The sequence below is a fragment of the Pseudemcibacter sp. genome, from assembly GCF_965661635.1.
Lineage (GTDB): Bacteria > Pseudomonadota > Alphaproteobacteria > Sphingomonadales > Emcibacteraceae > Pseudemcibacter.
In genome coordinates this window covers 1-9,427 of the sequence record NZ_CBFIEP010000047.1, presented here as the reverse complement: position 1 = coordinate 9,427, position 9,427 = coordinate 1, and the positions used below count along the sequence as shown (strand labels likewise).

Annotated in this window: 11 protein-coding genes; all 11 read left to right on the top strand. The window is 39.4% G+C overall.

What is annotated here, in order from left to right; genetic code table 11:
* Positions 1-34 precede the first annotated feature (34 nt).
* Complete coding sequence (locus ACTF6W_RS03610) at positions 35-172, top strand: SPOR domain-containing protein (protein ID WP_438993177.1); 138 nt, start codon at positions 35-37, stop codon at positions 170-172.
* A gap of 56 nt (positions 173-228) precedes the next feature.
* Complete coding sequence (locus ACTF6W_RS03605) at positions 229-1,407, top strand: D-alanyl-D-alanine carboxypeptidase family protein (RefSeq protein WP_438993176.1); 1,179 nt, start codon at positions 229-231, stop codon at positions 1,405-1,407.
* A complete protein-coding gene (gene tmk / locus ACTF6W_RS03600) occupies positions 1,400-2,038 on the top strand; it encodes a dTMP kinase (RefSeq protein ID WP_438993175.1) in 639 nt (212 codons plus the stop codon). Before ACTF6W_RS03605 ends, tmk begins: the two co-directional genes overlap by 8 nt.
* A complete protein-coding gene (locus ACTF6W_RS03595) occupies positions 2,035-2,463 on the top strand; it encodes a hypothetical protein (RefSeq protein WP_438993174.1) in 429 nt (142 codons plus the stop codon). The genes tmk and ACTF6W_RS03595 overlap by 4 nt, the downstream gene beginning before the upstream one ends.
* 90 nt (positions 2,464-2,553) lie before the next feature.
* The gene (locus ACTF6W_RS03590) at positions 2,554-3,678 is read left to right on the top strand and encodes a DNA polymerase III subunit delta' (protein ID WP_438993173.1); all 1,125 of its coding nucleotides are present in this window, start codon (positions 2,554-2,556) and stop codon (positions 3,676-3,678) included.
* A 30-nt stretch (positions 3,679-3,708) separates the two neighbouring features.
* Positions 3,709-5,259, top strand: a complete 1,551-nt coding sequence (gene metG, locus ACTF6W_RS03585; RefSeq protein WP_438993172.1) for a methionine--tRNA ligase — start codon at positions 3,709-3,711, stop codon at positions 5,257-5,259.
* Entirely contained in the window at positions 5,259-6,059 is an 801-nt protein-coding gene (locus tag ACTF6W_RS03580) for a TatD family hydrolase (RefSeq protein WP_438993171.1), read from the top strand. Before metG ends, ACTF6W_RS03580 begins: the two co-directional genes overlap by 1 nt.
* Positions 6,056-6,823, top strand: a complete 768-nt coding sequence (locus ACTF6W_RS03575) for an MBL fold metallo-hydrolase (RefSeq protein WP_438993170.1) — start codon at positions 6,056-6,058, stop codon at positions 6,821-6,823. The genes ACTF6W_RS03580 and ACTF6W_RS03575 overlap by 4 nt, the downstream gene beginning before the upstream one ends.
* Before the next feature lie 16 nt (positions 6,824-6,839).
* Positions 6,840-8,054, top strand: a complete 1,215-nt coding sequence (locus ACTF6W_RS03570; protein WP_438993169.1) for an MFS transporter — start codon at positions 6,840-6,842, stop codon at positions 8,052-8,054.
* Positions 8,055-8,065: 11 nt separating this feature from the next.
* Positions 8,066-8,701: a peptidylprolyl isomerase gene (locus ACTF6W_RS03565; protein WP_438993168.1), complete on the top strand. Its 636-nt coding sequence runs from the start codon at positions 8,066-8,068 to the stop codon at positions 8,699-8,701.
* A 3-nt stretch (positions 8,702-8,704) separates the two neighbouring features.
* On the top strand, positions 8,705-9,427 hold a 723-nt coding region (locus ACTF6W_RS03560; protein WP_438993167.1), incomplete at its 3' end, for a polysaccharide deacetylase family protein.

Genomic DNA, 9,427 nt, shown 5'->3' with positions numbered 1-9,427 from the left:
AATAAGTGGTGTCAAACATATTGGGGCCATTTCGATGGAAGGAATAACCTTGAACGGGCGAAAATTATATCGTGTAAGAATTGGGCCGCTTCATTCAACAACGACTGCAAATGCGGCACTAAAGCAAGTGTTGGATCTTGGCCATAATACCGCCAAAGTCGTATTTGATTAATACGGGTCTTAAAAATTAAAAGAAAACAAAAGAGCAAGAAATTAAGGTAAAATAAAATGAAATTTAATAAATCTTTTCGACTACTCGCATTTACAGGGTTAGTGACCGTTGCGTCATTTAGTGGTGCCATTGCGCAGACCTTATCGAGCCCGGCTAAGCAAGCTATTTTGATAGAGGCCTCAACCGGTGATGTTCTTTTTGAAAAAAATGCCGATGAGCAAATGACGCCTTCATCCATGAGCAAACTAATGACCGTTTATATTGCGTTTCAACAATTAAAAAACGGCAGTATTAGTTTAGATGATGAATATTATGTAGAAAACACACCCACATGGCAAAATTGGCGTAATACGAGTACTCAGGATAGAGGCTCAACAATGTATGTTAATGCCGGTGATACGGTGACGATTGCTGATCTTCTGCGGGGTATTATTGTTCAATCTGGTAATGATGCCTGCGCACAGCTCGCATTGGCGATTGCGGGGGATGTTAATGTATTTGTTAATATGATGAACGATGAAGCCGCAAACTTAGGTTTAACAAGCAGTAATTTTATGAATACGAATGGATGGCCTGATCCGGAACATTATATGTCTGCGCGTGATATTGCGACACTTTCGTTGGCGCTTGCTACTGAATTTCCAGAATATTATTCGATTTTTGCGGAGCGCGAATTTAGCTATGCCGGTGTAAATCAGCCAAACCGTAATAGGCTTCTTTACCGCATGGAAGGTGCCGATGGACTTAAAACTGGCCACACAGAAGCAGGTGGTTATGGCCTTGCGTCATCGGCGGTTTCCGCTGACAGGCGTTTGGTGTTGGTTGTTAATGGTATGTCTAGTGACAATGCACGTATCAGTGAATCAACCAGACTATTGAATTATGGGTTTAGAAATTTCGGTATTTACGACATGCTTGAAGCGGGTCAAGTGATTGATAATGCGGATGTCTGGCTTGGTGAAGAAGCGACGGTTCCTCTCATCGTAGAAGAGGGAGTGACATTATCTATGAACAGACAAGCAAGACGCAATATGACGGCAAAGGTTGTCTATGATGGCCCAGTTCCTGCACCTATTCAAAAAGGACAGCCCATAGCAACGCTTGAGCTTTCGTCTGAGGGTATGGAAACGAAATCTTACCCACTTGTAGCTGGCAATGATGTGGATACACTCGGTGGTATGAGCCGCATCAAAGCGGCCTTTGGATATATGTTAATGGGATCATCTGGTGAGTAATAAAGGTAAATTTATTACCTTTGAAGGCGGCGAAGGAGTTGGAAAATCAACTCAAGTTAACCTGCTTCATCAAAAAATAATTAAAAAAGGCGTTAAGTGCCAATTAACGCGTGAACCGGGTGGGTCACCAGGTGCGGAAGAAATTCGTGAACTGTTAGTCAAGGGTGGGACAGATAAGTGGCATCCGATGACCGAAGCGCTTCTGCATAATGCGGCACGGGCGGAACACCTTGAACAAACAGTTCTCCCTGCCATTGAGAGTGGTATTTGGGTGATATCAGACAGATATGTAGATTCAACCTTTGCCTATCAAGGGTATGGTCAAGGCGTTGATGTAGAGAGATTACTTAAGCTACACAAAATTTCGACGGGTAATTATTGGCCTGACGTGACGATTGTTTTGGATGGGCAAGAATTAAATCGTGCTTTGGAGCGTGAAGAAGAAAATACGGATAAAGAAGATCGCTATGAACGCATGGGAGCTGAATTTCATAAAAAGCTTCAAGAAAGTTTCCTAGATATTGCAAGAAAACATCCTGAACGTTGCATAGTTGTTAGTGCCAAGGGTACGATTGATGAAGTGGCTAACCGTATATGGCAAGCAATTGCTCCAAAATTGGAATTGCTATGAAAATCATCTTTTACATTTTGATGGCTTTAACATTTTTTTCACTTCAAGCGTGTGGAACAATGACGGTTGATTGTTCAACACTTTCATCTGACCGTAATTCATATCGCAATTGTATGGCAAAACAAGGTGATCCTAACTCTCAATATGAATTGGGTGTAGCCGCCTTTGAAGATCAGGATTATATGAGAGCTATATCTTGGTTAAAGCGCGCTTCTAAGCCAAGAAGAGAAAGTCCTATTCCATTATATGCGGATACAGTTGGTTATCAAAAATATCAGACGCTATCCTTAAAAAGAGAGCAGCCAATGATGTCAGGCCATAGAGGTGCTCTTAGGATGTTAGTAACAATTTATGAACAAGGTTTGGGCGTAAATGTTGATTTAGAAGAAGCCGAAAAATATCGTCAAATGATAAATGAATTATAATTTTACTTATATGGTCATTTATCAATAGCCATTTTATTCTTTTTAATGTTACATAGTCATATAATTTTAGAATAATTTTTGGCATTATTAATGGACAGTGAAGAAGCATTAATTCCTCGAAATACAATAGAACTTGTTGGGCATGAGCACGCCGAACAATTGTTTCTTGATGCCTTTAATGCTGAAAAAATACATCATGCCTGGATGATTACCGGACCTAAGGGGATTGGTAAGGCAACCCTAGCTTATAAAATGGCTCGTTTCTTACTTAATAATCCACCAGAAGATGATCAAGGGCCGGGCTTATTTGGGGATGTGCTAGAAAAAGCTGCCTTAACCAGCCTAGAAACTGATTTAGAAAGTCAAGCAAACCATTTAGTTAATGCGGGAAGTAATCCGGATTTAATGATTACTGAACGTACAGAAGACCCCAAAACAGGCAAGATGCGAAGTAATATTCTTGTGGATGATGTTAGAAAGATAAATCAGTTTTTTCATAAAACTTCTTCCGATGGCGGTTGGCGTGTTGCAATCGTTGATACGGCCGATGAAATGAATAGAAATGCAGCCAATGCAATTTTAAAAATATTAGAAGAACCACCAAAAAACTCTATTCTTATCATCCTTGCTCATGCGCCGGGTCGATTATTGCCGACGATTAAATCTAGATGTCGGATGCTTCCGTTAAAGCCTTTAAAATCCCAAACAGTGAAAGAAATTTTACAAAAAAATTATCCTGATAAGGAAGAAAATATAATTGACGGATATGTTGCTTTATCAAACGGCAGCCCAGGCTATGCGATTTCTTTAATAGAACACCAAGGGTTAAAGGTATACCGAGAGATCCTAGGACTTCTTTCAACGATGCCAAATATCAATGTGCCGTTAATGCATGATTTTGCCGGCGCTATAACTACGAAAAAATCTGGGGACACATTTTTATTATTTTCAGAAATGCTTTCACAGTTTATTAGCCGTATGGTGCGTCATGTAAGTTATTTAAATACGGGACATACTCATAATATTAAAGAAGCATTGACCGAAGAATTTAAACTAATGGAAGAACTAGGCGAAATAATACCACTTGATCAGTGGGCAGGCCTGTGGGAAAAGATATCCGAAAAAATGAAAGTGACTGATCAATTGAATATGGACCGGAAACAAACGGTTATTGATATTTTAAATATGATCAATTCAGCCTTAAAGACGCGATAAAGAATAAAAAGAAAATTAGAAAGAAATTTAATGTCAGCGAAAGACGCATTTTATATTACAACCCCAATTTATTATGTGAATGATGTTCCGCATATCGGGCATGCTTATACAACATTGGCATGTGACGTTATGGCACGCTTTAAACGGCTTGATGGGTATGATGTTATGTTTCTAACAGGAACCGATGAACATGGTCAAAAGGTTGAAAAATCGGCCGCCGCCGCGGGTAAGACACCACTTGAATTTTGCGATCAAGTATCACAAAGGTTTCGTGAACTTGCTGATTTTATGAATTATTCCCACGATGACTTTATTCGCACGACGGAAGAACGCCATAAAATCGCCTGCCAAGCGCTATGGAAAAAATTAGAAGAGAACGGTCATATTTATTTGGATAAATATGCAGGGTGGTATTCTGTCCGTGATGAAGCTTTTTATGGCGAGAATGAGCTAATTGAAGTTGAGGGCAGTGAAAAACTTGCACCTACTGGAGCCCCCGTTGAATGGGTTGAGGAAGAAAGCTATTTCTTTAGGCTCTCAGCTTTTGAAGATAAGTTACTTGATTTTTATGAAAGTTTGGATCCTACCGTTTTACCAAAAAGCCGCAAAAACGAAGTGAAAAGTTTTGTTGAAGGCGGACTTAGAGATTTATCCGTTTCCAGAACAAGCTTTAAATGGGGCGTGCCGGTTCCTGGAAATGACAAGCATATTATGTATGTTTGGATTGATGCTTTAACCAACTATATGACGGCAGCAGGCTATCCTGACATGGAAAGCAGCACGTTTCAGAAGTTCTGGCCAGCGGATATTCATATGGTCGGTAAAGATATTTTACGTTTCCATGCCGTTTATTGGCCTGCCTTTTTAATGGGCGCAGGGATTGAGCCTGCAAAACGCGTTTTCGCCCATGGTTGGTGGACCAATGAAGGGCAAAAAATTTCCAAATCGCTTGGCAATGTTATCGACCCTTTTCAGATAGTTGATGAATTTGGTCTAGATCAAGTGCGTTATTTCCTAATGCGGGAAGTTCCGTTTGGTAATGACGGCGATTTTAATAAGCAAGCCATAATTAACCGTATCAATAGCGATCTTGCAAATGATTTGGGAAATCTTGCACAACGTAGTTTAAGTATGATTTTCAAAAATTGTGATGGTGTAATGCCAACACCGGGGGATAATACTGAAGCGGATAATGCTATTTTAAGTGCTTTAGATGGATTGTTGCCAAAAGTTAGAGATCATATGGACGTGCAGGCATTTAATAAAGCGCTTGAGACCATTTGGAAAGTTGTATCTGATGCCAATGGCTATTTTGCCGGTGAGGAGCCATGGGCATTAAAGAAAACCGATCCAGAACGAATGGGAACGGTACTTTATACTACAGCTGAAATAATTCGTCAGATTGGTATTATTACACAGCCTATTATGCCTGATAGCGCATCTAAGTTAATTGATCTTCTTAAAGTTCCGGCTTCTGAGCGTGGGTTTGATAAGTTAGGGGCTGATCACCGATTGGCATCGGGAACAAAAATGGAAAAACCTGAGGGAGTATTCCCACGTTATGTTGCGGAAAATGAATAATGAATAAGCCATTTATAGTAGATAGTCATTGCCACCTCAATTATGGAAATCTTGTCGATGACATGGATGGTGTGCTTGAGCGTGCTGCGGCAAATGGTGTGGGTACTATGCTTGCGATTAACGCCAGACTTAATGAATTTGACGATGTGATAAAAATTGCCGAAGCGCATGATCATATTTGGGCAACGGTAGGAAGTCATCCTCATGATGCTGAAGAAGAGTATGGTATAACGGCACAAGAATTGATTGAAAAAGCAAAGCATCCAAAAGTTGTGGGTATTGGTGAAACCGGACTTGATTATTATTATGATCGTTCGCCAAGAGATAAGCAGCAGGAAAATTTTTTAGCGCATATTGAAGCATCCCGCGAAACGGGGTTGCCCTTAATTGTTCATGCGCGAGATGCGGATGATGACTGCGCACGCATAATGAGAGAAGAAATGGAAAAAGGCGAATATCCCGCTGTTATTCATTGTTTTACCGCGAGCGAATGGTTTGCTAAAGAAAGCCTTGATATTGGCTGTTATATTTCTATTTCCGGTATTGTCACATTTAAAAGCGCGAAAGATTTACAGGCGGCCGTTAAAAAAATTCCGTTAGAGAAAATGTTAATCGAAACGGACTCACCTTTTTTAGCACCAGTCCCAATGCGCGGAAAATCATGTGAACCATCATATGTAATGCATACAGCAGAATTTTTAGCAGAGCATATGGGGGTTAGCTATGAAAAATTAGCGAAAGTAACCACTGATAATTTCTTTGATTTATTTAGCAAAACCGAAAGACCAGCGGGCAAATGAAAATAACGATTTTAGGATGCGGTACATCGCAAGGCGTTCCCCGAATTGGCGGTAAAGTCAATAATGGCTGGGGCAATTGCGATCCAAATAATCCTAAAAATCGCCGCAGACGTGCATCTATAATGGTTGAGCAAGGAGATACACGTTTAATTGTTGATACAGGGGCTGATTTTAGAGAGCAAGCACTAAGCGCTAGTATAACGTCCTTAACTGGCGTTTTATATACCCATGATCATGCTGATCATACACATGGCATTGATGACTTGCGCGCTTTCGCACAGAATATGAACGATAATGTTCCCATTTATGCCAATGCGCATACTTTGGATGTTTTAACATCTCGCTTTGGATATATTTTTAGCGGTAGAAAGGGTTATCCTTCGATCTGTAAAGCCAATGAGATTGATTTATCGCCTTTTAAAATAGGAAATATTGATGTTCAACCAATAGAATTAATTCATGGTGGCATTATTTCATATGGGTTTAGATTTGGTAATGTTTGTTATTGTACGGATTTTAATGATATTCCCGAATCTAGTTATGAAAATCTTGAAGGCTTAGACATATGGATTGTTGATTGTCTTAGACATGATCCACACCCAACACATTGTCATTATGAGAAAACATTGGCATTTATTGATAGATTTAAGCCCAAAAAAGCTGTTCTTACTCATATGATGGCTGATCTGGATTATGAAACCTTAAAAAATGAGTTGCCAAATAGGGTCGAACCCGCCTATGACGGGTTGGTATTAAATAATTAAAAGCCAAGGATTTTCCATGGATAATGTAAAGCGTAATTTATTCTTACTTTCAATGGCGCAGTTTGTGTTATTGGCGTCTGTAGTCACTGTGATTACTTATTCCTCTCTTGTTGCTAAAATGATGACCGGAGATAATGCGCTTGCAACTATTCCAGCGGCGACTGCATTTTTAGCAACAGCAGCATTTGCATTTCCAGCTTCAATGTTTATGAAACGCTTCGGGCGTAAAGCGGGTTTTTATACCGGTGCCACTTTTGGTGGAATTGGCGGATTATTAGCAGTGATCTCAATTTATACGAATAACTACTTTTTGTTATGCCTTGCTACTTTTAGCCATGGTACTTATCAGTCGTTTGCCAATTATTATCGTTTTACGGCAATGGAAGTATCCCCAAAATCTTACCATAAACAGGCGGTATCATATGTTATCTTAGGCGGAGTTCTCGCAGGGCTTTCTGCGCCAACATTGGCGCGTTTGTTTGAATCTAATTATTTTGAACCTGTTGTTTATGCGGGAACCTATTGTTTGATTATATTTTTAAGTTTGGTCGCGTGTACATTAATTTATTTGATAAAATTGCCTCCACGTAAAAAACTGCCAGACGATCATGTGCCTGCGGCTAATCCAAAAGTAATGGATGTACTTAAAAGACCTGCTTTTATTTGTGCGTCACTTAGCGCAACAGCTGCTTATCTCTCAATGTCATTTATTATGACAGCAACCCCACTTGAAGTGGTTGAAGTTTGCGGCTTTTTAGTTGAAGAAGCAGCGGGTGTTATTCAATGGCATTCTATTTCTATGTTTGCGCCGGCAATAATTACAGGAACACTCATTGCACGTTTCGGGTCGATAAAAATGATTTTGGGTGGAATGATATTAATGCTTGTTTCGACGTTAATCGCGAAAGCAGGTGTGGAATTATATAATTTCTACGCTGCATTGGTTTTAATCGGAATAGGTTGGAACTTTATGTTTACGGCTGGAACAACACTTCTTGAGCATGCTTATAACGAAGAAGAAAAAGCTTATGTACAGGGTCTTAATGATTTTGTTGTATTTGGACTTTCCGGGTTGGCAACACTATCTTCAGGATTTATGCTCGATAGAGTAGGGTGGGATAATATGAATAATATTGTTATTGGTGTACTTGTTCTGCTGGTTTTTGTTATCTTATGGTTCGTTAAAGTGCGTGATGGTGGTCCGAAAAATCGCTCTGAAGCCATTATATAAAGAGGAAAATTATGTTACGTAAAATTTCTTTAATATTAATTTTGCTAGTCGCTTTAGTGGTTTTAGTTTCATTGATTACTAGTGAAAAGAAAACTGGACCTGATACTGTAAAAGTGAAACTAGAAACGACAATGGGTGACATACATATTGATTTATATGCCGATAAAGCGCCGATTACAGTGAATAACTTTCTTAAATATATCGATAATGGGCTAATGAATGATGGTGCTTTTTATCGCGTCGTACATATGCAAAACCAAGAACAGAATGATATCAAAATTGAGGTCATTCAAGGTGGCATTAGTGGTAATAGTGACATCGCGCGTTATGATCCGATACCCCTTGAGCGCACAAGTGATACTGGTTTAAAGCATCTTGATGGAACGATATCAATGACGAGAGGGGCACCAGATACCGCGGGATCAGAGTTTTTTATTTGTATAAATGATCAACCATCACTTGACTTTGGCGGTATGCGCAATCCTGATGGGCAAGGGTTTGCCGCATTTGGAATGGTCACCAAAGGAATGGATGTAGTCCGTGCTATTCAAAGCGTTAAAACAGATATGCCAGAAGGTGAGCTAGAATATAGAAGTGGGCAATCGGTCCTTGAACCAGTGAAATTTAAATCGTTTGCCAGAGAATGATTTATGCTTAAACCATTAGAAGTCACCATTACAATAGATACAGAGTTTAGTATTGCTGGTTCGTTTGATGATCCTCGCAAGAAGCCTGTTGCTGAGCCAATTGCGTTATGTGAAATTGATGGTAAAGGACATGGTGTTGATTTTCTTCTGGATACTTTTAATAAATATGGCATTAAAAGTACTTTCTTTGTGGAATGTCTTAATTATTACTATTTTGGTGATCAGCCGATGAAATCGATCGTCAAAAAAATCAATAAAGCAGGGCAAGATACCCAATTGCATATTCATCCAGGTTGGCTTCATTATCATAAAGGCGACACTTTCACTGATTGGAGCGATAATGATTCATGCGCCGACCGCGATTATGAAGAATTAAAAAAAATATTTGAATATTCTATAGAAATATTCAAACGCTGGGCTGGAAAAAGACCTGATGCTATAAGAACAGGAAACTTACAAGCCGACCTTACAACCTATAAGGTTATGTCTGATTTGAATATACCGTTATCTTCAAATATTGGACTTGGCGTTTGGAAACCGGATGATGGTAAATTATGGCTTGAGACCGGTAGAACAAAGATCCAAGATGTAATGGAAGTTCCAGTTTTTACATATCAAGATAAAGATTTGATGGGGCAAATTCCTGCAAAATCACTTCAAATTACAAGTTGTTCGTGGCCAGAAATGAAATATTTACTATTAAAGGCACGAAGAAAGGGAATAGAA

What these genes read in the sequence shown, in the direction of transcription:
- ACTF6W_RS03570 (WP_438993169.1), top strand. Translation starts at nt 6,840, where the DNA reads ATGGATAATGTAAAGCGTAATTTATTCTTACTTTCAATGGCGCAGTTT.
- metG (WP_438993172.1), top strand. Translation starts at nt 3,709, where the DNA reads ATGTCAGCGAAAGACGCATTTTATATTACAACCCCAATTTATTATGTG.
- ACTF6W_RS03605 (WP_438993176.1), top strand. Translation starts at nt 229, where the DNA reads ATGAAATTTAATAAATCTTTTCGACTACTCGCATTTACAGGGTTAGTG.
- ACTF6W_RS03565 (WP_438993168.1), top strand. Translation starts at nt 8,066, where the DNA reads ATGTTACGTAAAATTTCTTTAATATTAATTTTGCTAGTCGCTTTAGTG.
- ACTF6W_RS03580 (WP_438993171.1), top strand. Translation starts at nt 5,259, where the DNA reads ATGAATAAGCCATTTATAGTAGATAGTCATTGCCACCTCAATTATGGA.
- ACTF6W_RS03595 (WP_438993174.1), top strand. Translation starts at nt 2,035, where the DNA reads ATGAAAATCATCTTTTACATTTTGATGGCTTTAACATTTTTTTCACTT.
- ACTF6W_RS03610 (WP_438993177.1), top strand. Translation starts at nt 35, where the DNA reads ATGGAAGGAATAACCTTGAACGGGCGAAAATTATATCGTGTAAGAATT.
- ACTF6W_RS03590 (WP_438993173.1), top strand. Translation starts at nt 2,554, where the DNA reads ATGGACAGTGAAGAAGCATTAATTCCTCGAAATACAATAGAACTTGTT.
- ACTF6W_RS03575 (WP_438993170.1), top strand. Translation starts at nt 6,056, where the DNA reads ATGAAAATAACGATTTTAGGATGCGGTACATCGCAAGGCGTTCCCCGA.